At 73.9% G+C, this 24,654-nt stretch carries 2 protein-coding genes (1 of these 2 only partly in view); both read left to right on the top strand.

Going from position 1 to position 24,654, the window contains the following annotated elements:
• The coding region (locus ACIBAE_RS25525) for a type I polyketide synthase (protein WP_399289687.1) at nucleotides 1-7,365 on the top strand (7,365 nt) is incomplete at its 5' end.
• 19 nt (nucleotides 7,366-7,384) lie between these two features.
• A protein-coding gene (locus ACIBAE_RS25520) for an SDR family NAD(P)-dependent oxidoreductase (RefSeq protein ID WP_399289685.1) crosses the window boundary here: on the top strand, nucleotides 7,385-24,654 show its 5' portion. Its footprint extends 15,508 nt past the window's final position; 17,270 of the gene's 32,778 nt are visible here — the first part of the coding sequence; the start codon lies at nucleotides 7,385-7,387; the stop codon falls past the right edge of the window.

Genomic DNA, 24,654 nt, shown 5'->3' with positions numbered 1-24,654 from the left:
GCGCTGGACGAGCTGTTCGCGGAGCTGACGGAGAAGGAGGTGCGGGTCCGCCGGATCGCGGTGGACTACGCGTCGCACTCCGCGCACGTGGAGGATCTGCGCGACGAACTGCACGAGGTGCTGGCCCCGGTGTCTCCGGGTGAGTCGGAGGTGCCGTTCTTCTCGACGATGACCGGTGACTGGCTGGACACCTCCGGGATGGACGCCGGTTACTGGTTCCGCAACCTGCGGCAGCGGGTGCTGTTCGCCGACGCCGTCCGCGACCTGCTGGCCGCCGGGCACCGCGCGTTCATCGAGGTCAGCTCCCACCCGGTGCTGACCATGTCCGTACAGGACATGATCGAGGGCGCGGGCGAGCCCGCCGTCGCCGCAGGGACGCTCCGTCGTGACACCGGTGGTCTGGGGCGCTTTCTCCTCTCGGCCGCCGAGGTCTTCGTCCGGGGGGTCGAGGTCGACTGGACCGGTCTCTTCGCGGGCACCGGTGCCCGCCGGGTGGACCTGCCCACGTACGCCTTCCAGCACGAGCGCTTCTGGAACGCCGCCGCGGTGCTGGACCAGGCCGCCGTGGCCGACCCGCTGGACGCGGAGTTCTGGGCGGCGGTGGAGCGGGGAGACCTCTCCGCCCTCACCTCGACGCTCCGTACGGACGAAGGCTCGGTCGCGGCCGTGCTGCCGGCGCTGTCCTCCTGGCGCCGGTCGCGCAACGAACGCTCCACCGTGGACTCCTGGCGCTACCGCGTCTCCTGGTCGCCGGCCGGCAACGTCCCGCGCAGGACGCTGACGGGCGACTGGCTGATCGTCTCCGCAGAGGGGACCGACGACAGCGACATCGTGGCGGCCCTGAGCGGATCGGGCGCCGAGGTCCGGCGCCTGGTGCTGGACGAGTCGTGCGCCGACCGGGCGGTGCTCGCGCGGCGCCTCGCCGAGGCCGGCGGGTCCGCCGGGATCGTGTCCGTCCTGGCGCGCGCCGAGCAGCCCGCCCGGCACTACCCCGGCCTCACCCTCGGGCTGGCGCTCTCCGTCTCGCTCGTCCAGGCGCTGGGCGACGCCGGGATCGACGCACCGCTCTGGTTCCTCACCCGGGGCGCGGTCTCCACCGGCCGCTCCGACGAGATCACCTCACCCCTCCAGGCCCAGGTCGCCGGGGTCGGCTGGACCACGGCCCTGGAACACCCGGGCCGCTTCGGCGGCGTCATCGACCTGCCCGGCACGCTCGACCGGCGCGCGGGCGACCGCCTGGTGTCCGTACTGGCGGGCGCACTGGGCGAGGAGGACCAGCTCGCCGTCCGCGCCTCGGGCGTCTTCACCCGCCGTGTCGTCCGCGCCGGAACAGGCGGCCACGGCCGCTCCCGTACCTGGACCCCGCGCGGCACCACCCTCGTCACCGGCGGCTCCGGCACCCTCGCCCCGCAACTCGCGCACTGGCTCGCCGAGCAGGGCGCCGAACACCTGGTCCTGCTCAGCCGCCGGGGCATGGACGCGCCCGGCGCGGCCGAACTCGTCGCCGAACTCGCCGAGCGGGGCACCGAAGCCACCGTCGCCGCGTGCGACGTCACCGACCGCGACGCCCTGGCCGCGCTGCTGGACGGACTGGGGGCCCAGGGACGGACCGTACGCACGGTCATCCACACCGCCGCCGTCATCGAGCTGGACTCCATCGACCACACCACCCTGGACGCCTTCTCCGACGTCGTGCACGCGAAGGTCACCGGAGCCCGGTACCTGGACGAACTGCTCGACGACGACGAGCTGGACGACTTCATCCTCTACTCCTCGACCGCCGGCATGTGGGGCAGCGGCCACCACGCGGCCTACGTCGCGGGCAACGCCTATCTCTCCGCCCTCGCGGTCAGCCGCCGCGCCCGGGGCCTGCGCACCACCTCGATCCACTGGGGCAAGTGGCCCGACGACGCCGAGCGCGCGGAGGCCGACCCGCACCAGATCCGCCGCAGCGGCCTCGAATACCTCGACCCGCGGCTGGCGTTGAGCGGGCTGCGCAAGGTCCTCGACGACGACGAGACCGTCATCGGGCTGATGGACATCGACTGGGACACCTACCACGCCGTCTTCACCTCGGGCCGTCCCACGCGCCTCTTCGACGAGGTGCCCGAGGTCAGGCGGCAGCTCACCGAGAACGCCGAAGCGGCCGTCGCACGGCCGCAGCTGAGCGACCTCGCCGCGCGGCTGCGCGACCTGACCGGCCCCGAGCAGGAACGCCTGCTGCTGGCCCTGGTCCGCGCCGAGGCGGCGGCCGTCCTCGGCCACGCCTCCGCCGAGGCCTTCCCCGAGCGGCGTGCCTTCCGGGACATCGGCTTCGACTCGGTCACCGCGGTGGACCTGCGCAACCGCATCGTGGCGGCCACCGGGCTCACCCTGCCGTCGACCATGGTCTTCGACTACCCCAACGCCGTCGCCCTGGCCGGCTTCCTCAGGAGCGCCGCTCTCGGTGGCGGCGGGCAGAGCCCGGCGGCGGGCGCGCACGGCACGTCCGGCGGCGCCGCCGCCGACGACGACCCGATCGCCGTCATCGGCATGAGCTGCCGCTACCCCGGCGGGGCGGGCACCCCCGAGGAGCTGATGCGGCTCGTCCTCGACGGCGCCGACGTGATCTCCGAATTCCCCGCCGACCGTGGCTGGGACGCCCAGGGGCTGTACGACCCCGACCCGGACCGGCAGGGCAGGACCTACTCGGTCCAGGGCGGATTCCTGCACGAAGCGGCGGAGTTCGACCCCGCGTTCTTCGGCATCTCACCGCGCGAGGCCGTGTCGATGGACCCGCAGCAGCGGCTGCTGCTGGAGACCTCCTGGGAGGCGTTCGAACGCGCCGGGATCGAAGTGGACTCGCTGCGCGGCAGCGCCGCCGGGACGTTCATCGGCGCCAGTTACCAGGACTACTCGACGAGCGTGCAGAACGGGACCGAGGGCTCCGAGGTGCACATGGTCACCGGGACGGCGGCCAGCGTGCTGTCCGGCCGGGTCTCCTACCTCTTCGGGTTCGAGGGCCCCGCCGTCACCGTTGACACCGCGTGCTCCTCCTCGCTGGTGGCGATGCACCTGGCCTGCCAGTCGCTGCGCAGCGGCGAGAGCTCGATCGCGCTGGCCGGCGGCGCCGCCGTGATGGCCACCCCGCACGCCTTCGTGGGCTTCAGCCGGCAGCGGGCGCTCGCGCTCGACGGCCGCTGCAAGCCGTTCTCCGAGGCCGCGGACGGCATGACCCTGGCGGAAGGCGTCGGCGTCGTCCTGCTGGAGCGCCTGTCCGACGCGCGGCGAAACGGGCACCCGGTGCTCGCGGTGGTGCGCGGTTCGGCCGTCAACCAGGACGGCGCGTCCAACGGCCTCACCGCCCCCAACGGCCCCTCGCAGCAGCGCGTCATCCGCCAGGCCCTCGCCAACGCCGGGCTGACCACCGCCGATGTGGACGCGGTGGAGGCGCACGGCACCGGTACGAAGCTCGGTGACCCGATCGAGGCGCAGGCGCTGCTGGCGACGTACGGGCAGGACCGTGACCCGGAGCGCCCGCTGTGGCTGGGCTCCCTCAAGTCGAACATCGGCCACACCCAGGCCGCCGCCGGCGTCGCCGGTGTCATCAAGATGATCATGTCCATGCGGGAGGGTGTCCTTCCCAGGACACTGCACGCGGGCACCCCGTCCTCGCACGTCGACTGGACCGCCGGGGCGGTGGAGCTGCTGAGCGAGCAGACCACGTGGCCGGACGCCGGGCGGCCGAGGCGGGCCGGCGTCTCGTCCTTCGGCATCAGCGGGACCAACGCCCACCTGATCCTGGAGCAGGCACCGCCGGCCGAGGCGCGGGAGCCGGCCGACAGCGCCGGGCAGGACACCCCGCACACGGGCGTCGTGCCCTGGCTGATCTCGGCCAAGTCCGAGGGAGCGCTGCGCGAGCAGGCGGCCCGCCTGCTCGCCCGCGCCGACGCCGACCCCGGCCTGTCACCCGCCCGCGTCGGCTGGTCGCTGGCGACCACCCGCTCCACCTTCGACCACCGCGCGGTGGCACTCGGCGAGACCCGCGAGGACTTCCTGCGCTGCCTGGAGGCGCTCGCCACGGCGGGCAGCGCGGCCGGTGTGGTCGGCGGAACCGCCGGCGGCGGCGCGGCGGGACCCGTCTTCGTCTTCCCCGGCCAGGGCTCCCAGTGGTGGGGCATGGGCCGCGACCTGCTCGCGACCTCCGACGTGTTCCGCGCCACCGTGGACGCGTGCGCCGACGCCCTCCACCCGCACATCGACTGGTCGCTGCACGACGTGCTGGCCGGTGACGCGGACCCCGCGCTGCTCGAACGGGTGGACGTGGTCCAGCCCGCGCTGTTCTCGATGATGGTGGCCCTGTCCGCGCTCTGGCGCTCCTACGGCGTCGAGCCGGCGGCGGTGGTCGGCCACTCGCAGGGCGAGATCGCGGCGGCCTACGTGGCCGGCGCCCTCACCCTGGAGGACGCGGCCGCCGTCGTGGCCCTGCGCAGCCAGGCACTGCCCCGGCTCTCCGGTCTCGGCGGCATGATGTCGGTCGCCGCCCCGGTCGAGCGGGTCACCGCGCTGCTGGAACCGTGGGGCGAGAAGCTCTCGGTCGCCGCGGTCAACGGCCCCTCCTCGGTCGTCGTGTCCGGCGACGCCGACGCCCTGGACGAACTGCTCGCCGCGTGCGAGCGGGAGGGCGTCCGCGCCCGCAAGGTCTCGGTCGACTACGCCTCGCACGGGGCGCACGTCGAAGCCGTCCGCGACGAACTGTCCCGGGTCCTCGCCCCCGTCACCTCGAAGGCCCCGCAGGTGCCGTTCTACTCGACGGTGACCGGCGCACGGCTGGAGAGCGCCGCGTTCGACGGCGACTACTGGTACACGAACCTCCGGCAGACCGTACGGATGGAGGAGGCGACCCGGGCGCTGCTCGCCGCGGGACACCGCGTCTTCATCGAGGTCAGCCCGCATCCGGTGCTGGCCGCGCCCATCCAGGAGACCCAGGAGACGGTGGAGGAGGCCGTCGCCGACTCCGCGGTGGTGCTCGGGTCGCTGCGCAGGGGCGAGGGCGACACCAGGCGCTTCCTGACCTCTCTCGCCGAGGCACACGTCCACGGCACCCCGGTGGACTGGCGCACGGCGTTCCCGGCGGGCACTCCCGCGCCGGTCGACCTGCCCACGTACGCCTTCCAGCGCCAGCGGTACTGGCCCGAGCAGAAGCCCGCCGCGATCACGGCCGGCGGCGGCAGCGGCGGTGAGGCCGACGCCGCGTTCTGGCAGCTCGTCGAGGACGAGGACCTGGAATCCCTCGCCGACGAACTCGGCGTGCCCGCCGACGGCGCGCGCTCCTCCCTCGGAGCCGTCCTGCCCACCCTCTCCGCCTGGCGTGCCAAGTCGCGGGAGCGATCGCTCGTGGGCGAACTGCGCTACCGCGTCGACTGGGCCCGGCTGGCCGAGCCCGGTACGGCCCGCCCCGGGGGCCGCTGGCTCGCGGTCGTCGCCGCCGGCCACGCCGACGACGCCTGGGTCCGTACCGCGCTCGACGCGCTCGGCCCGGACACCGTCCGCTTCGAGGCCAAGGACACCGACCGCGCCGCCTGGGCGGAACAGATCCGGCGACTGGCCTCCGAAGGACCGGAGTTCACCGGCGTGCTGTCGCTGCTCGCCCCGGTCGAGGAGCGGCACCCCGGCTTCGCCTCGGTCCCCGGCGGACTCGCCCAGACTCTCACCCTCGTCCAGGCACTCGGCGACGCCGGCCTCGGCGCCCCGCTGTGGTGCGCCACCAGCGGCGCCGTCTCGGTGGGCCGGGACGACCGTCTCACCCACCCCGTCCAGGGCGCGCTGTGGGGCCTCGGCCGGGTGGTCGCCCTGGAGCACCCGGACCGCTGGGGCGGTCTGGTCGACCTCCCGGAGACGGCGGACGCCCGGGCCGTGGCCCGGCTGACCGCCGTCCTGGCCGGCCTCGACGGCGAGGACCAGGTCGCGATCCGCCCCTCCGGCGTCTACGGCCGCCGCCTGGTGCACGCCGCCCCGGCGGTCCCCCGCCCGGAGCGCCGCCGGCCCGGTCGCGGTACGTCCCTGATCACCGGCGGCACCGGCGGCATCGGCGGCCGGGTCGCCCGGTGGATGGCCGAACGCGGCGCCGAACACGTCGTCCTGACCAGCCGCCGAGGTGAGGAGGCGCCCGGCGCGGCCGAACTCCGCTCCGAACTGGAGTCCCTGGGCACCAAGGTCACCATCGCGGCCTGCGACGCCGCCGACCGCGACGCGCTCACCGCCGTCCTGGCGGCGATCCCCGCCGATCTGCCGCTCGCCTCCGTCTTCCACTCGGCGGGCGTGGCCGACGGCGACGACGCCGTACGGGCACTGACCCTGGAACAGCTCGACGCGCTGATGGCGTCGAAGCTCACCGCCGGCCAGCACCTGCACGAGCTGACCCGCGACCTCGACCTGGACGCGTTCGTCCTGTTCTCCTCGGGCGCGGCCGTCTGGGGGAGCGGCGGCCAGCCCGGCTACGCGGCGGCCAACGCGTACCTCGATGCCCTGGCCGAGCACCGCAGGGCCGAGGGCCTCACCGCCGCGTCCGTCTCCTGGGGCACCTGGGGCGAGGTCGGCATGGCCACCGTCGCCGAGGTCCACGAGCGGCTGCGCCGCCAGGGCGTACCCGCCATGGAACCGGCGCTGGCGATCGCCGCGCTCCAGCAGATGCTGGAGGACGACGACACCACGCTCACCGTGACACTGATGGACTGGGAGCTGTTCACCCCCAGCTTCACCGCGACCAGGCCCAGCCCCCTGCTGGCGGGAATCCCGGAGGCGGGCCGCGCGCTGGCCGCCGGGAACGAACCCGCGACGGACGCGGGTACGGCCGTACCGGCGCTGCGGCAGCGGCTCGACGCCCTGCCCACCGCCGAACGAAGCCGTTCCCTGATCGAAGCGGTACGCGCCGAAGCGTCCGCCACACTCGGCCACGACGCGGCCGACGCCATCCCGGCGACCCGGGCCTTCCGGGACGTCGGATTCGACTCGGTGACGGCGGTCGAGCTGCGTAACCGGCTCCGGGCCGGCCTCGGCCTGCCCCTTCCGGCAGCCCTGGTCTTCGACCACCCGACCCCGGCCGCCCTCGCCCAGCACCTCGGCACGCTGCTCTTCGGAGCCGTGACCGAACCCGACACCACCGGGGACCGGGCCGACGACCCGGAAGCGCGGATCCGGGACGTCCTGGCCTCCGTACCGATCAGCCGGCTCCGCAAGGCGGGCCTGCTGGACATGGTGCTGAAACTCGCCACCGCCGACGACGCCGAGGTCCCCGCGCTCGCGGGAGACGGCGAACCGGAGTCCCTCGACGACATGGACGCCGAAAGCCTGTTGCGGCTGGCCACCGAGAACTCGGCGAACTGAAAGAGATCTGGAGAGAACGATGAGCACGTCCACTAACAAGTATGTCGAGGCGCTGCGGTCGTCCCTGAAGGAGATCGAGCGTCTGCGCCAGCAGAACCAGCAGCTGGTGGACGCGGCGGTGGAGCCGATCGCGGTCGTGGGAATCGGCTGCCGGTTCCCCGGCGGCGTGGTCTCCCCCGAGGACCTCTGGGACCTGGTCGCCGAGAGCCGCGACGCCATCGGGGACTTCCCGGCCGACCGGGGCTGGGACACGGACCGCCTCTCCGGGGACGGCGCCGGGCGCAGTCTCGCCCGGGAGGGCGGATTCCTCTACGACGCGGCCGACTTCGACCCCGGGTTCTTCGGGATCTCCCCCCGCGAGGCCGTCGCCATGGACCCGCAGCAGCGGCTGCTGCTGGAGGTCGCCTGGGAAGCCCTGGAGCGGGCCGGGATCGACCCGGCCACGCTGCGCGGCAGCCAGGCCGGCGTGTTCGTCGGCACCGCCGGGCAGGACTACGGCTCCGTCATCCGGGCGTCCGACGAGGACGTCGAGCTCTACTCGACGACGGGGCACGCCGCCAGCGTCATCTCGGGCCGGCTCTCCTACACGCTCGGCGCCGAGGGCCCCGCCGTCACCGTCGACACCGCCTGCTCCTCCTCCCTGGTGGCCCTGCACCTGGCCTCGCAGGCCCTGCGCAACGGCGAGTGCACCATGGCCCTGGCCGGCGGCGCGTCTGTCATGGCCACACCCGGCCCCTTCGTGTCCTTCACCGCACAGGGCGGCATGGCCGCCGACGGCCGGTGCAAGTCGTTCTCCGAGGACGCCGACGGCACCGGCTGGGGCGAGGGCGCCGCCGTCCTCGTACTGGAACGCCTCTCCGACGCCGAGCGCGCCGGCCACCCCGTCCTGGCCGTGCTGCGCGGCAGCGCGATCAACCAGGACGGCGCGTCCAACGGACTGTCCGCCCCGCACGGCCCCTCCCAGCGGCGGGTCATCCGCGCCGCCCTGGAGAACGCCCGGCTGTCCCCCGCCGAGGTGGACGTCGTCGAGGCGCACGGCACGGGCACCACCCTCGGCGACCCGATCGAGGCACAGGCGGTGCTCGCCACCTACGGCCAGAACCGCGAGCGCCCGCTGCGCCTGGGCTCCCTCAAGTCGAACATCGGCCACACCCAGGCCGCCTCCGGTGCCGCCGGCGTCATCAAGATGATCATGGCGATGCGGCACGGGCTGATCCCGCGCAGCCTGCACGCGGCCGAGCCGTCCAGCGACGTGGACTGGACGACCGGTTCGGTGGAGCTGCTCGACGAGTCCGTCGCGTGGCCGGAGACCGGCCGGGCCCGGCGGGCCGCCGTGTCCTCCTTCGGCGTCAGCGGCACCAACGCCCACGTGATCCTGGAGCAGGCCCCGCCACGGGCCGGGACCGCCGCCCCCACCGAGGAGTCCCCGGCACCGGCCGTCATCCCCTGGGTCATCGCCGGCCGGACCGCCGCGGCCCTCCAGGACCAGCGCGCACGACTGCTCTCCTTCATCGAGCGGAACCCCGGAGTCCGTCCGGTCGACGTCGGCTACTCCCTCGCCGCCGGACGCTCCGTGTTCGAACACCGGGCCGTGCTGCTCGCGGGCGGCACCGACAGCGCCCCCGCATCCGACAGCGCCCCCGCATCCGACAGCGCCCCCGCCACCGACGCCACCGCTCACGTCCCGGTCACCGAGCTCGCCCACGGCGTCGCCGGTGAGGGCCTGCTCGCCGTCCTCTTCTCGGGCCAGGGCTCCCAGCGGCTCGGCATGGGCCGCGAACTCCACGCCCGTTTCCCGGTGTTCGCCGAGGCGTTCGACACCATCGCCGACGAACTCGACACCCACCTCGACCGCCCGCTGCGCGAGACCGTCTGGGGAACCGACGCCGACGCGCTCGACGAGACCGGCTCGACCCAGCCCGCGCTCTTCGCGATCGAGGTGGCCCTCTTCCGCCTCGTCTCCTCGCTCGGCGTCACCCCCGACTTCGTCGGCGGCCACTCCATCGGCGAGATAGCGGCGGCCCACGTCGCCGGTGTCCTCTCCCCGGAGGACGCCTGCCGACTGGTCACCGCCCGCGCCTCGCTCATGCAGGCCCTGCCGCGCGGCGGCGCCATGGTCGCCCTGCGGGCCACCGAGGACGAGGTCACCCCGCTGCTCACCGACCGCGTGTCGATCGCGGCGGTCAACGGCCCCGGGTCCGTCGTCATCGCGGGCGACGAGGACGCCGTCCAGGAGATCGCCGCGCACATCGAGGCCCTGGGACGCAAGACCACCCGGCTGCGGGTCTCGGGCGCCTTCCACTCGCCGCTGATGGACCCGATGCTGGACGACTTCCGAGCCGTCGCGGAGAGCCTGACCTACCACGAACCCCGTATCCCGGTCGTATCGAACGTGACCGGCCGGATCGCCACCGTCGAGGAGCTGTGCTCCGCCGCCTACTGGGTGCGGCACGTACGGGAGGCCGTACGGTTCGCCGACGGCGTCCGCACCCTCACCGGACGCGGCGTCACCACCCTGCTGGAACTCGGCCCGGACGGCGTGCTCTCCGCCATGGCCCAGGACTCGCTCCCCGACGACGCGGTGATCGTGCCGCTGCTGCGCAAGGACCGCCCCGAGGAACTCGCCGCCGTCACCGCCCTCGCACACATCCATGTCCGCGGCGCCACCGTGCGCTGGTCGGACCTCTACGCGGGCGCCGGTGCCCGCCGGGTCGACCTGCCGACGTACGCGTTCCAGAAGCAGCGCTTCTGGCCCGCCGTCACCCTCAACAAGGCCGGCGACATGCGCGCCGCCGGGCTGGGCTCCGCCGGGCACCCGCTGCTCGGCGCGTCCGTCGAACTCGCCGACGGCGAGGGCGCCCTCTTCACCAGCCGCCTGTCCGTCCTGACCCACCCCTGGCTCGCCGACCACGGCGTGCGCGGCCGCGCCCTGCTGCCGGGCACGGCCTTCGTCGAGCTGGCGATCCGCGCCGGTGACGAGGTCGACTGCGACCGGGTCGAGGAACTGACCCTCGCCGCGCCGCTGGTGCTGCCCGAGCACGGCGCCGTACAGCTCCAGGTCCGGGTCGGCGCCGCCGACACCGCCGGACGCCGCCCGCTGGGCGTCTACTCGCGCGTCGAAGGGGTCGTCGACCACCCGTGGTCGCAGCACGCCACCGGTGTCCTGGCCCCCGGCACCGGCGCGGGCGCGGCGACCGACGGCTTCGACGCGACCGTGTGGCCGCCCCCCGGCGCGGACCCCGTCGACCTGGACGGCTGCTACGAACGCCTCGCCGGACTCGGCTTCGACTACGGCCCGGTGTTCCAGGGCCTGCGGGCCGCCTGGCGCCTCGGCGACGACGTCTTCGCCGAGGTCACCCTCCCGGAAGGAGCCGACGCCGCCGCCGGCGCCTTCGGACTGCACCCGGCGCTGCTCGACGCCGCCCAGCACGCGGCCGCCTACACCGACCTCGGCGCGATCAGCCGGGGTGGCCTGCCCTTCGCCTGGGAAGGCGTGTCGCTGACCGCCTCCGGAGCCTCGGCGGTACGCGCCCGGCTGTCCCCGGCCGGCGACGACACCGTGTCGATCGCGGTGTACGACACCGCGGGCGGCCCGGTCCTCTCCGTCGACTCCCTGGTCTCCCGGGCGATCCCCACCGAGCGGCTCGACGACACCGGCACCCTCCACCCGGACTCGCTGTTCCGCGTGGACTGGGCGCCCCTGCGGGGCAGGACCCCGGCCGGCCCCGACACGGTCGCCGTCGTCGGCGCCGACACCTTCGGCGTCACCGCCGCACTGCGCGCCGTCGGCGCCCCCGTCGCGGTCCACCCCGATCTCACCTCACTCGCCGGCACGGACGGCCCGGTGCCGGACCTGGTCCTGCTCGCCGTCGCCGGCCCCGAAGCCGCCGGGGACGTGGTGGCTTCGACCCATGCCCTCGGCGCCGACGTACTCGGACAGGTCCAGCACTGGCTGGACGAGGAGCGGTTCGCCGACGCCCGCCTGGTCTTCGTGACCCGGGGCGCCGTCGCCGGCGGCGACCTCGCGGCCGCCTCGGTCCACGGCCTCGTCCGTACCGCACGTACCGAGAACCCGGGCCGCTTCGGCCTCATCGACCTCGACACCGACCCCGCCTCCGTCACCCCGGAGGCCGTATCGGCGGTCGCGAGGTACGCACTCGACGAGCCGGACCTCGCGGTACGCGGCGGCGAACCCTTCGCCGCCCGGCTGGCCCGGATCCCGCTGCCCGACGGGCGCACCGAGTGGGACCCCGACGGCACGGTCCTGATCACCGGCGGTACGGGCGGCCTCGGCGGCGTCCTCGCCCGGCACCTGGTCGCCGAGCGGGGCGTTCGCCACCTCCTGCTCGTCAGCCGCCGCGGCCCCGCCGCCGAAGGCGCGGAACAGCTCGCCGCCGACCTCACCGAGCGGGGCGCCGACGTGACCGTCGCCTCCTGCGACGTGACCGACAGGGCCGCCCTCGCCGAGCTGCTCGCGACGGTCCCCGCCGAACACCCGCTGACCGCCGTCGTGCACACCGCCGGCGTCGTCGACGACGGCGTCATCGGCTCCCTCACCACCGGCCGGCTCGACGCCGTCCTGCGGCCCAAGGCCGACGCCGCCTGGAACCTGCACGAACTCACCCGTGAGCTCGGCCTCGACGCCTTCGTCGTGTTCTCCTCCGTCGCCGCCACCCTCGGCAGCGCGGGCCAGGGCAACTACGCGGCGGGCAACGCCTTCCTCGACGCGCTCGCCGAACACCGCCGGGCCGCCGGGCTGCCCGGCCTCTCCCTCGCCTGGGGCCCCTGGACGCAGAGCGTCGGCATGACGAAGACGCTCACCGACATCGACGTCGAACGCATCGCCCGCTCCGGCATGCCGCCCCTCTCCGTCGAGCAGGGCGTGGCCCTCTTCGACGCGTCCCTCGCCACCGGCGTCGCCGCCGTCGCCCCCGTCCGCCTCGACCTGCCGGTCCTGCGCGCCCAGGGCGACATCCCGCCGCTGCTCCGCGGCCTCATCCGGGCCCCTGCCCGGCGCGCCGCCGCCCAGGTCTCCGAGACCGCCGGCGGCCTCGCCCAGCGCCTGGCCGGACTCGGCGGAGCCGAACGCCGCGAGGTCCTCCTCGACCTCGTACGCGGACAGGTCGCCCAGGTCCTCGGACACGCCGACGCGGCGGAGGTCGAAGCCTCCCGCCAGTTCCAGGAACTCGGCTTCGACTCCCTCACGGCCGTCGAACTGCGCAACGGCCTGAACACCGTCACCGGCCTGCGGCTCCCGGCCACCATGGTCTTCGACTACCCGACCCCGAACGCCCTCGCCGACCACCTGCGCGACGAACTGCTCGGCGCCGACACCGAAGCGCCCGCCGCGCCGGTCCGCGCCCTGCCCCCGGTGGCCGACGACCCCATCGCCATCGTCGGTATGGCCTGCCGCTACCCGGGCGGGGTGACCTCGCCCGAGGACCTGTGGCGACTGGTCACCGAAGGCACCGACGCCATCTCCGGGTTCCCGGTCAACCGAGGCTGGGACATCGAGGGCCTCTACGACCCCGACCCCGACCGCCCCGGCAAGACCTATGTCCGCGAAGGCGGCTTCCTCCACGAGGCGGGCGCGTTCGACCCCGACTTCTTCGGGATGAGCCCGCGCGAGGCCATGGCCACCGACTCGCAGCAGCGCCTGCTGCTCGAAGCCTCCTGGGAGGCCATCGAGCGGGCCGGCATCGACCCCGTGTCGCTGCGGGACAGCCGCACCGGTGTCTTCACCGGCATCATGTACAACGACTACAGCCACGCCCTCACCGAAGAGGAGTACGAGGCGTTCCGCGGCAACGGCAGCGCGCCCAGCGTGGCCTCCGGCCGTGTCTCGTACACCCTGGGCCTCGAAGGCCCCGCCGTGACCGTGGACACCGCGTGCTCGTCCTCCCTGGTCGGTATGCACCTGGCCGCGCAGGCCCTGCGCGCGGGTGAGTGCTCGCTGGCGCTGGCCGGCGGTGCGACGGTGATGTCCGCCCCGAGCACCTTCGTGGAGTTCTCCCGGCAGCGGGGCCTGGCCCCCGACGGCCGCTCCAAGGCGTTCTCCGAGTCGGCGGACGGCGTCGGCTGGTCCGAGGGCGTCGGCATGCTGGTGCTGGAACGCCTCTCCGACGCGGAGCGCAACGGCCACCAGGTCCTCGCCCTGCTGCGCGGCTCGGCGATCAACCAGGACGGCGCGTCCAACGGCCTGACCGCGCCCAACGGTCCCGCACAGCAGCGGGTGATCCGTCAGGCACTGGCGGGCGGCGGCCTGTCCGCCGACGACGTCGACGTCATCGAGGCGCACGGTACGGGCACGACGCTCGGTGACCCGATCGAGGCGCAGGCGCTGATCGCCACGTACGGCCGGGACCGTGACCCGGAGCGCCCGCTGCTGCTGGGCTCCGTGAAGTCGAACATCGGTCACACGCAGGCGGCCGCCGGTGTCGCGGGTGTGATCAAGATGGTCATGGCGATGCGGCACGGTGTGCTGCCGCGCACCCTGCACGTCACCGAACCGTCGTCGCACGTCGACTGGTCGGCGGGCGCGGTGGAGCTGCTGACCGAGCAGACCGCGTGGCCGGAGACCGGCCGCGTACGGCGTGCGGGTGTCTCGTCGTTCGGCATCAGCGGGACGAACGCGCACGTCATCATCGAGCAGGCCCCCACGGTCATCCGGGGAACGGTGCTCGACAGCGCCGACACCCCGGCGGCCGAGCCGGGCATCGTGCCGTGGGTGCTGTCCGGTAAGACGCCGGAGGCGCTGCGTGGCCAGGCGGCCCGGCTGCTGTCCGCGCTGGAGACGAGCCCCGGACTGCGCCCGGCGGATGTCGGGTTCTCGCTCCTCACGGGCCGGTCGGTGTTCGAGCACCGTGCGGTGGTGCTGGCGGGTGATCCGGCGGAGACCGCGCGGGCGCTGTCGGCGCTGGCGGCCGGTGAGCAGGACGCTTCGGTGGTGTCCGGCTCGGCTGTGGGCGGTAGGACGGCGTTCCTGTTCTCGGGTCAGGGGTCGCAGCGGCTGGGGATGGGGCGTGAGCTGTACGGGCGCTTCCCGGTCTTCGCGCAGGCGCTGGACGCCGTACTGACCGAGCTGGACGGTGAGTTGGACCGTCCGCTGCGTGAGGTGATCTGGGGCGAGGACGCCGACGCGCTGAACGACACGGGGTACACCCAGCCGGCGTTGTTCGCCGTTGAGGTGGCGTTGTTCCGGTTGGTCGAGTCGTGGGGTGTGAAGCCGGACTTCGTGGCCGGTCACTCGATCGGTGAGATCGCGGCCGCGCATGTGGCCGGGGTCTTCACGCTGGAGGACGCCGCGCGTCTGGTGGTGGCCCGTGCCTCGCTGATGCGCGCGCTGCCCGCCGGTGGTGCGATGGTCGCGGTCCAGGCCACCGAGGACGAGATCACCCCGCTGCTCACGGAGCGGGTGTCGATCGCGGCGGTCAACGGGCCTTCTTCTGTGGTGATTTCCGGTGATGAGGTCGCGGTTCTCGCGGTTGCCGCACAGCTGGAGGGTCAGGGTCGTAAGGCGACCCGGTTGCGGGTCTCGCACGCGTTCCACTCGCCGTTGATGGACCCGATGCTCGACGACTTCCGTACGGTCGCGGAGGGCCTGTCCTTCATGGCGCCCCGTATCCCGGTGGTCTCCAACCTGACCGGTGCGGTCGCTACGGCCGAAGAACTCTGCTCGGCCGGGTACTGGGTGCGGCACGTCCGCGAAGCCGTCCGCTTCGCGGATGGCGTGGCGACACTGGCCGGTCAGGGTGTCTCCCGCTTCCTGGAGCTGGGCCCCGACGGTGTGCTGTCGGCCATGGCGCAGGAGTCCGTGCCGGACGGCGCCGTGACCGTGCCGATACTCCGCAAGGACCGGCCGGAGGAGGCCACGGCCCTGACCGCGCCGGCCCGACTGCATGTCGCCGGGGCGCGCGTGGACTGGTCGGCGTTCTTCGCGGGCACCGGCGCACGGCAGGTGGATCTGCCGACCTACGCCTTCCAGCATCGGTGGTTCTGGCCGACAACTCCGGCTCCCGGTGCGGGCGATGTAGGAGCTGCGGGCCTGGGCTCGGCCGAACACCCCTTGCTCGGTGCGGCTGTCGAGCTGGCCGAGGGCGAGGGCGCGCTTTTCACGGGCCGTCTCTCGGTGCGGTCGCATCCGTGGCTGGCTGATCACGCGGTCATGGGTACGGTGTTGCTGCCGGGTACGGCGCTGCTGGAGCTGGCGTTCCGGGCGGGTGACGAGGTCGGCTGCGACCGGGTCGAGGAACTGACCCTCGCCGCGCCGCTCACCCTCCCCGAGCGTGGTGCGGTCCAGGTGCAGGTACGGGTCGGCGTCGCCGATGACGCCGGCCGGCGCACCCTCACCGTGCACTCCCGGCACGACAGCGCCGACGAACGCTCCTGGACGCAGCACGCCATGGGTGTCCTCGCCGAGGGAGCCTCCACGGCGCCCACGGACTTCGACGCGTCGGTGTGGCCGCCCACGGGCGCCGAGGCGCTGGACGTCGAGGGCTGCTACGAGCGGTTCGCCGAAGCGGGCTTCGCGTACGGCCCCGTCTTCCAGGGCCTGCGCGCCGCGTGGCGTGCGGGTGACGAGATCTTCGCGGAGGTGAGCCTTCCGGAAGGTACGGAGGGTGAGGCGTTCGGTCTGCACCCCGCGCTGCTCGACTCGGCGCTGCACGCGTCGCTGCTCGCCGGTGACGGTGAGGAGGGCGCACTGCCGTTCTCCTGGGAGGGCGTGTCGCTCCACGCGACGGGCGCCTCCGCACTGCGGGTACGGATCACCCCGACCGGTGAGGGTGCTCTGGCGATCGCCGTCGCCGACCCCTCCGGCGCACCCGTCGCCTCCGTCGACTCACTGCTCGCACGGGCCGTGTCGCGCGAGCAGCTCAGCGACAGCGCCGCGCTGGCCCGCGACGCCCTCTACGGCCTGGGCTGGGTGCCGGTCGGCGCCCCGCCCGAGGCCCTGTCCGGCCAGATCGCCGTGGTCGGTCAGGACACCGTCGGGCTCGTCGAGGGCCTGACCGGCGTCGAGATCACGACCCACCAGGACCTGCCGTCGCTGGCGGCGGGGGAGACCCCCGTGCCGGACGTCGTCCTGGTCGGCATCGCCGCCGGGGACACCTCGGACACCACTGACGTGACAGGGTCGGCGCACGCGCTGGCCGCCCACGCCCTCGCGCTGGTGCAGGAGTGGCTGGCCGAGGAGCGGTTCGCCGGCTCACGGCTGGTGCTGGTGACGCGCGGCGCGGTCGCCACGGACGGTGAAGCCGTCACCGACCTCGCCGCCGCCCCGGTGTGGGGTCTGGTGCGCTCCGCGCAGACGGAGAACCCGGGCTGCTTCGGTCTGATCGACCTCGCCCCCGACGAGTCGGCGGGCGTACTGCCGGCCGCTCTCACCTACGACGAACCGCAGCTGGTGATCAGGGACGGCGCGATCCACGCGGGACGCCTCGCACGACTGGAGTCCGGTACGGGCCTGGTGCCGCCGGCCGGTGTGCCGTGGCGACTGGACAGCCGGACGAAGGGCAGCCTGGACGGCCTGAACCTGGTGCCGTCCCCCGAGGTGCTGGAGCCGCTGACCGGCCACCAGGTACGGGTCGACGTGCACGCGGCGGGCCTGAACTTCCGCGATGTCCTCAAGGCCCTCGACATGTACCCCGGCGACGCCGGGCGGATGGGCCGCGAGGCGGCGGGCGTGGTCGTCGAGGTCGGGCCCGACGTGACCGGGCTGCGCCCCGGCGACCAGGTCATGGGTCTGGTCTCCGGCGGCTTCGGCTCCCTGTGCGTCGACGACGCACGGCTTCTCGTGCGACTGCCCGAGGCGTGGTCGTGGGAGACGGGCGCCTCGGTGCCGCTGGTCTTCCTGACGGCGTACCACGCCCTGGTGCGGCTGGGTGACCTGCGGCCGGGCGAGAAGGTACTGATCCACGCGGGCGCCGGCGGTGTCGGCATGGCGGCGATCCAGATCGCGGCCCATCTGGGCGCGGAGGTGTTCGCCACCGCGAGCGAAGGCAAGTGGGACGTCCTGCGCGAGCTGGGTGTGGCGGACGACCACATCGCCTCCTCGCGGACGACGGACTTCGAGAACGCGTTCTCCGGGGTCACCGGCGGCCAGGGCGTCGATGTCGTACTGAACGCGCTGTCGGGCGAGTTCGTGGACGCGTCGCTACGCCTGCTGGCAGGCGGCGGCCGCTTCCTGGAGATGGGCAAGACCGACATCCGTGAAGCGGCGGACGTACCCGAGGGCATCGCCTACCAGGCGTTCGACCTCGGCTGGGTGGACCCCGAGGACATCCAGCGGATGTTCCTCGACCTGATGGAGCTGTTCGACCGGGGTGTGCTGCGGCCGCTGCCGGTCCGCACCTGGGACGTGCGCCGGGCGCGGGACGCCTTCCGGTTCATGAGCATGGCCAAGCACGTCGGCAAGATCGTGCTGAGCATGCCGCGCGCCTGGGATGCCGGGGGCACGGTGTTGATCACGGGTGGTACCGGTGGTCTGGGTGGTGTGCTGGCCCGGCATCTGGTGGCTGAGCGTGGGGTGCGTCATCTGTTGTTGACGAGTCGTCGGGGTGCGGATGCTCCGGGTGCGGCGGAGTTGGTGGCGGAGCTGGCGGAGTCGGGTGCCGAGGTGTCGGTGGCGGCGTGTGATGTGGCTGATCGTTCCGCTGTGGCGGAGTTGCTGGCGTCGGTGCCGGGCGCGCATCCGCTGACGGCTGTGGTGCACACGGCGGGGGTGCTGGACGACGGTGTGATCGGTTCGCTGACGCCGGAGCGTCTGGAGACGGTGCTGCGGCCGAAGGTGGACGCGGCGTGGCATCTGCACGAACTGACCCGTGACCTGGACCTGACCGCCTTCGTGGTGTTCTCGTCGGTGTCCGGCGTGTTCGGCGGCGCCGGACAGGCCAACTACGCGGCGGGGAACGCGTTCCTGGACGCGCTGGCCGCGCACCGGCAGGCCGAGGGCCTGCCCGGCGTCTCCCTCGCCTGGGGCGCGTGGAATCAGGGCGCCGGCATGACGAGCGGCCTCGACGAGCGCGACCTGCGCCGGGCGGCCGAGGCGGGCATGCCGCTGCTCTCCGTCGACCAGGGCGTCACCCTGTTCGACGCGGCACTGGCCACCGGTGAGCCCGCGGTGATCCCCGTACGGCTGGACCTGTCGGCACTGCGTGCCCAGGGCGCCGTACCGCCGGTCCTGCGCGGTCTGATCCGGGCGGGTACGCGACGGGCCGTGGCCGCCACGGCGGGCCAGGGCGCGGAGGCCGGTCTGGCCGAGCGCCTGCGCCGGCTGGAGCGTGCCGAACGGCGCGAGACACTGCTGAGCGAGGTACGCGGCCAGGCGGCCATGGTGCTGGGCCACGCGAGCGGCGACGGAGTCGATCCGGCTCGCGCCTTCCGGGACCTGGGCTTCGACTCGCTGACGGCGGTCGAGCTGCGGAACCGGCTGAACACCGTGACCGGCCTGCGGCTCCCCGCCACGATGGTCTTCGACTACCCGACGGTCGGAGCGCTCGCCGATCACCTCCTCGAAGAGCTGCTCGGCCCGGACGCGGACGCCGAGGCGGCCGCGCCGGAGCTGTCCCGCTCCGTCCTCGACGACGACCCGGTCGTGGTCGTCGGCATGAGCTGCCGCTTCCCCGGGGGCATCAGCTCCCCGGAGGAACTGTGGCGCGTGGTGGCCGAAGGCGCGAACGTCGTCTCCGACTTCCCCGACAACCGGGGCTGGGACCTCGACGCGCTGTACCACCCGGACCCGGACCACACCGGCACGTCCTACACCCGCTCGGGCGGCTTCCTGCACGAGGCGGGCGAGTTCGACCCGGCGTTCTTCGGGATGAGCCCCCGCGAGGCCATGGCGACCGACTCGCAGCAGCGACTCCTCCTGGAGACCTCCTGGGAGGCCATCGAGCGGGCCGGCATCGACCCCGCGTCCCTGCGCGACAGCCAGACCGGGGTCTTCGCCGGGGTGATGTACAGCGGCTACAACACCACCCTGGGCGGCAAGGAGTACGAAGGGTTCCAGGGCCAGGGCAGCGCGCTCAGCGTCGCCTCCGGCCGGGTCTCCTACACCTTCGGCTTCGAGGGCCCCGCGCTGACCGTGGACACGGCCTGCTCGTCGTCCCTGGTGTCCATGCACCTGGCCGCGCAGGCCCTGCGCGCCGGTGAGTGCTCACTCGCCCTCGCCGGCGGGGTCACGGTCATGTCGATCCCCGACACCTTCGTGGAGTTCTCCCGCCAGCGGGGCCTCGCCCCCGACGGCCGGTCCAAGGCGTTCTCCGAATCCGCCGACGGTGTCGGCTGGTCCGAAGGCATCGGCATGCTGCTCCTGGAGCGCCGGTCGGACGCCCTGCGCAACGGCCACGAGATCCTCGCCGTGCTGCGCGGCAGCGCGGTCAACCAGGACGGCGCGTCCAACGGCCTGACCGCGCCCAACGGCCCCGCCCAGCAGCGCGTCATCCGGCAGGCACTCGCCAGCGGCGGACTGTCGTCCGCCGACGTCGACGCCGTGGAGGCGCACGGCACGGGCACCACCCTCGGCGACCCGATCGAGGCGCAGGCGCTGCTCGCCACGTACGGCAGGGACCGCGAGCAGCCGTTGCTGCTCGGGTCGGTCAAGTCGAACCTCGGCCACACCCAGGCCGCGGCGGGCGCCGCCGGCGTCATCAAGATGATCATGGCGATGCGGCACGGAGTCCTGCCGCGGACGCTGCACGTGACCGAGCCCTCCTCGCACGTCGACTGGTCGGCCGGCGCGGTGGAACTCCTCACCGAGCCGACCGCGTGGCCGGAGACCGGCCGGGTCCGCCGCGCGGGCGTGTCGTCCTTCGGCATCAGCGGGACCAACGCCCACGTCATCCTCGAACAGCCGCCGCTGATCATCCCGGGCACCCTGCTCGACAGCGCCGAATCCCCGCTCGTCGAGCCCGGCGTGGTGCCGTGGGTCCTCTCGGGCAAGTCGCCCGAGGCGCTGCGTGCCCAGGCTGCCCGGCTGCTGTCGTACCTCCAGGCGCTGCCCGGTCTGCGCCCGGCCGACGTCGGATTCTCCCTCGCCACCGGCCGGTCCCGGTTCGAGCACCGGGCGGCCGTGCTGGCCGGCGACCCCGCCGAGACGGCGCGGGCCCTGGCGGCCTTGGCGGTCGGCGAGCCCGACCCGCTCGCGGTGTCCGGCTCGGTCACCGGTGGGAAGACCGCGCTGCTCTTCTCGGGTCAGGGTTCGCAGCGGCTGGGGATGGGGCGCGAGTTGTACGGCCGCTTCCCGGTCTTCGCCCGTGCCCTGGACGGCGTACTGGCAGTACTGGAAGGCCAGTTGGACCGTCCGCTGCGTGAGGTCATCTGGGGCGACGACGCCGAGCTGCTGAATGACACGGGGTACACCCAGCCCGCGCTGTTCGCCGTCGAGGTGGCGTTGTTCCGGCTGGTCGAGTCGTGGGGTGTGAAGCCCGACTTCGTGGCCGGTCACTCGATCGGTGAGATCACCGCCGCTCATGTGGCCGGGGTGTTCTCGCTGGAGGACGCCTGCCGCCTCGTGGTGGCCCGCGCATCGCTGATGCGGGCGCTGCCCGCCGGTGGTGCGATGGTCGCCGTCCAGGCCACCGAGGACGAGATCACTCCGCTGCTGCCCGAGCGGGTGTCGATCGCGGCGGTCAACGGCCCCTCGTCGGTGGTGATCTCCGGCGACGAGGAACTGGTCCTGGAGGTCTCGGCACTGCTGGAGGAGCAAGGCCGCAAGACGACCTGGCTGCGCGTCTCGCACGCGTTCCACTCCCCCCTGATGGACCCGATGCTCGACGCGTTCCGCACCGTCGCGGAAGGCCTGACGTTCGCCGAGCCGGACATCGCCGTCGTCTCCAACCTGACCGGCGCGGTCGCGTCCGCCGAGGAACTCCGCTCGCCCGAGTACTGGGTGCGGCACGTCCGCGAAGCCGTCCGCTTCGCCGACGGCATCACCACCCTCGGCGAGCAGGGCGTCACCGTCTTCCTGGAACTGGGCCCGGACGGTGTCCTGTCCGCCCTCGCCCGGACCACGGCGGCGGACGAGGCCGTCACGGTCCCGCTGCTGCGCAAGGACCGGTCCGAGGAACTCGCCGCCGTCACCGCACTCGGCCAACTGCACCTGCACGGCGTCGCCGTGGACTGGGCCGGGTTCTTCGCCGGGACCGGCGCGACCCGGGTGGACCTGCCCACGTACGCCTTCCAGCACCAGTCGTTCTGGCCCGGAGGCAGGCAGGGCGGCACGGACGCCGCCGCGATCGGCCTCATGTCCGCGGGACACCCGCTGCTCGGCGGCCTCGTCGAACTCGCCGACAGCGAGGGCCTGGTCTTCACCGGCCGGCTGTCGGTGCGCTCGCACCCCTGGCTCGCCGACCACGCCGTCATGGGCCGCGTCCTGCTGCCCGGTACGGCCCTCCTGGAACTGGCGATCCGCGCCGGTGACGAGGTCGGCTGCGACCGGGTCGACGAACTGACCCTGGCCGCCCCCCTGGTACTCCCGGAGAGCGGCGCCCTGCAGACCCAGGTACGCGTCGGGACCGCAGACGGGACCGGGCGCCGCACGGTCACCGTCCACTCCCGCGCCGAGGGCGCCGTCGAGGAAGCATGGACGCGGCACGCCCTGGGTGTCCTGGCCCCCGGCGGCCCCGCGGCCGACGCCGCCTTCTCCGCCTTCGACGCCACCGTCTGGCCGCCTGCGGGCGCCGAGACGGTCGCCCTGGACGGCTTCTACGACGCCCGGGCCGCCGAGGGCTTCGCGTACGGCCCCGCCTTCCAGGGCCTGCGGGCCGTCTGGCGGCGCGGCGACGAGGTGTTCGCCGAGGTCGGCATGGACGAGGAGGGCCGCACCGACGCGGAAGCGTTCGGCCTGCATCCCGCCCTGCTGGACGCCGCCCTGCACGCGGCCTGGTTCGCCGGCTCGCCCGACGGCGCGGAACGGGGAGGCGTCCCGTTCTCCTGGAGCGGGGTCTCCCTCCAGGCGTCCGGGGCCTCCGCCGTACGCGTCAGGCTGACCCGTAACGGTGACGGCGGCGTCACGCTCGACGTCGCCGACACCGCCGGCGCCCCCGTCGCCTCGGTGGAATCACTCGCCATGCGCGCCCTGTCCACCGAGACCCTGACCGACTCCGCCGCACTGACCAGGGACGCCCTGTTCCGGCTGGACTGGGTCCCGCTCGCGACCGACGCCGTCACGGCGCCCGGCGACCCGGTCGCGGTCCTCGGCACCGACCCCCTCGGCCTCGCCCGGGAACTGCGCGACGCGGGCATCGACACGGACAGCCGCACCTCCCTCACGGCGGCGGACGGCGAAGAGCCGCTGCCCGGCACCGTGCTGATCCCCGTCGCCGGGGACCCGGCCGCCGCCCCGGCCGCCTCGGTGCGCGCACTCACCCACGACGTACTGGAACAGCTGCAACAGCGGCTGGCCGACGAGCGGTTCGGCGCCTCGCGCTTCGTGTTCGTCACCCGGGGCGCCATCGGCGGCCAGGACGTGGCGGCCGCGGCCGTATGGGGTCTGGTCCGGTCCGCGCAGTCCGAGAACCCCGGCTGCTTCGGGCTGATCGACCTCGACCCCCGGGAGCGGACCGCCCTGCCGCCGGCCGCGCTGACCCTGGACGAGCCGCAACTGGTCGTCCGGGACGGGGAGATCCGCGCCGCGCGCCTGGTGCGGCGCCCGGCGGCCGAATCCGTCCCGGCAACCGCGACGACCGGAATTGAGGAGACCGAGGCCGCCGAGGCGGCCGGGCCGGCCCCGGTCTGGCCCGCCGAGGGCCGCGTGCTGATCACCGGCGGTACGGGCGGTCTGGGCGCGGTCGTGGCACGCCACCTGGTGGCCGAACACGGCGTACGGGAACTCCTTCTCGTCAGCAGGCGGGGCGGCGCCGGAGCCGGAGCCCTGGAACTCGTCGCGGAGCTCGCCGCGGACGGCGCCGACGCCCGCGTCGCGGCCTGCGACGTGGCGGACCGTGACGCGCTGGCCGCCCTGCTCGCCGAACACCCCGTCTCCGCGGTGGTGCACGCGGCGGGCGTACTGGACGACGGCATCATCGGTTCGCTGACACCCGAACGGCTGGACACCGTCCTGCGGCCGAAGGTGGACGCGGCCTGGAACCTGCACGAACTGACCCGCGGCCTCGGCCTGACCGCGTTCGTGGTGTTCTCCTCGGCGGCGGCCACCTTCGGCAACGCCGGACAGGGCAACTACGCGGCGGGCAACGCCTTCCTGGACGCGCTCATGGAACGCCGGCAGGCCGAAGGACTGCCCGGTGTCTCGCTGGCCTGGGGCCCCTGGGACCAGACCGGCGGCATGACCGGCACCCTCGCGGAGGCCGATGCGGACCGCCTGGCGCGAGCCGGTGTCCCCGCCCTCTCGGTCGAGCAGGGCCTCACCCTGTTCGACGCCGCGCTGGCGACCGGGGACGCGGTGGTGGCACCGATGCGCCTCGACCTGCCGGCACTGCGCGGGCAGGGCGACATCGCGCCGCTGCTGCGGTCCCTGATCAGGACCCGCTCCCGCCGGAGCGCGGGTGCCGGATCGGCCACCGCCACCGGACTCACCGAACGCCTGGCCGGGCTGACCACCGTGGAGCGCCACGAGGTGCTGGTGGACCTGGTCCGTGGACAGGTCGCCCTCGTCCTCGGCCACGCCGACGCCGCGGCGGTCCAGCCGGGCCGCGCCTTCCGCGAGCTGGGCTTCGACTCGCTCACCTCGGTGGAACTGCGCAACCGACTGGGCACGGCGACCGGACTGCGGCTGCCCGCCACGATGGCCTTCGACTATCCGACGGTCGACACGCTCGTCGGCCATCTGCTGGACGAACTGCTCGGCTCCGAAGCGGCGGTGGCCACACCCACCGCCCCCCGGAAGGCGGCGGTGGCCGACGATCCGATCGTGGTCGTCGGGATGGCCTGCCGGTATCCGGGCGGGGTCGCCTCGCCGGAGGACCTGTGGCGGCTGGTCACGGAGGGCGCGGACGCGATCTCCGGCTTCCCGGTCAACCGTGGCTGGGACGTGGACGGGCTCTTCGACCCGGACCCCGACCACCTGGGCACGTCCTACACCCGCGAAGGCGGCTTCCTGCACGAGGCAGGCGAGTTCGACCCGGCGTTCTTCGGGATGAGCCCGCGTGAGGCGCTCTCGACCGACTCGCAGCAGCGACTGCTGCTGGAGACGTCGTGGGAGGCCGTCGAGCGGGCCGGGATCGACCCGGCGTCGCTGCGCGGCAGCGCGACCGGTGTCTTCGCCGGGGTGATGTACAGCGACTACACCGATGTCCTGGCAGGCCCGGAGTTCGAGGGCTTCAAGGGCGGGGG

The sequence above is a fragment of the Streptomyces sp. NPDC051569 genome (genome assembly GCF_044454085.1).
Classification (GTDB): Bacteria; Actinomycetota; Actinomycetes; order Streptomycetales; family Streptomycetaceae; genus Streptomyces.
This window is presented reverse-complemented; position numbering and strand designations above follow the sequence as displayed.